This window comes from Parendozoicomonas callyspongiae, assembly GCF_023502345.1.
Lineage (GTDB): Bacteria > Pseudomonadota > Gammaproteobacteria > Pseudomonadales > Endozoicomonadaceae > Sansalvadorimonas > Sansalvadorimonas callyspongiae.
In genome coordinates this window covers 1-952 of sequence record NZ_JAMFLX010000101.1, presented here as the reverse complement: position 1 = coordinate 952, position 952 = coordinate 1, and the positions used below count along the sequence as shown (strand labels likewise).

At 33.3% G+C, this 952-nt stretch carries 1 protein-coding gene; it reads left to right on the top strand.

Translation table 11 applies throughout. The features are described 5' to 3' along the window. The first annotated feature begins 34 nt into the window (after window positions 1-34). Window positions 35-946, top strand: coding sequence for a hypothetical protein (locus M3P05_RS20450; RefSeq protein ID WP_249701984.1), 912 nt, complete (start codon window positions 35-37; stop codon window positions 944-946). The last annotated feature ends 6 nt before the right edge of the window (window positions 947-952 follow it).

The window sequence follows — 952 nt, the reverse complement described above, 5'->3', positions numbered from 1 at the left end:
TATGGCGCAATCAACATCGAGAAATTAGAGAGATATGAGTAGTACACCAAAATATATTGATGATGGTTGTGAGCGTTACATTGCTCACAGTAAAGATGTTGAAAAATCTTATATAGAAGCGTGTGAATGGATTTCTAGTTTAGGGATTGATTATAAAAAAACACGCTTTGGTGAATATGAAAGAGATGTAGAGAACTTTATAAAAAACAAAGGTAAAACACCTGCAGAAGAAAGCATTAAAATATTTAATAATGCTCAAATGGAAGCATCTGAATTAATTCGACTTAAAGAAACCTTTGATAATTTTTCTACTGACGAAATAATCGATAGCATAAAAAAAACAACATCAGGTCAAAGATTCAGAAATGCAAGCAGTAAAGACCAGTCAAGAGATTTTGCTTTTGAGTTAGGAGTTGCATCAAGATTCATAAGGGCAGGCTATTCTGTTGATCTAAGAGGCGTTTCTGATTTAGTGGCTACAATTGATGGTAGAAAATTATATGTTGAATGTAAAAGACTTAAGTCATATAGCCAACTAGAAAAAAGAGTAAAAGCAGCAAATACTCAGATAACAAATAGACTTAAACAAGATAAATCCTCTAAGTCCAGAGGAATGATTGCACTAAACATTACAGATATAATCAATGCGGATGCAAAAATGATTATTTCCGAAACTATTGAACAATATCAAAAGGCTTCGGCAGAAACACTCAAAGATTTTGTCCTCAAGCATAGAAAAACTCTTTCAGAGAAAAAACAAAAAAAACACCTTGGAGTTCTTACAGAGTTTACAACTCAAGGAATTATATTTGATGGGAGCAAAGAGAATTTTGCCTTCGCAAACATAAGAGAAGGCAATATTTATCAGTACCCACTCAAACAAGAAGAAGAGAAATTTCTTGAGAGTTTCAGGGGCAAACTGGGCGATCAAAACATATACAAGTAAGCGCCA

Excerpts from the sequence above, each read along its gene's own strand:
- M3P05_RS20450 (WP_249701984.1), top strand. The coding sequence starts at position 35 with ATGAGTAGTACACCAAAATATATTGATGATGGTTGTGAGCGTTACATT.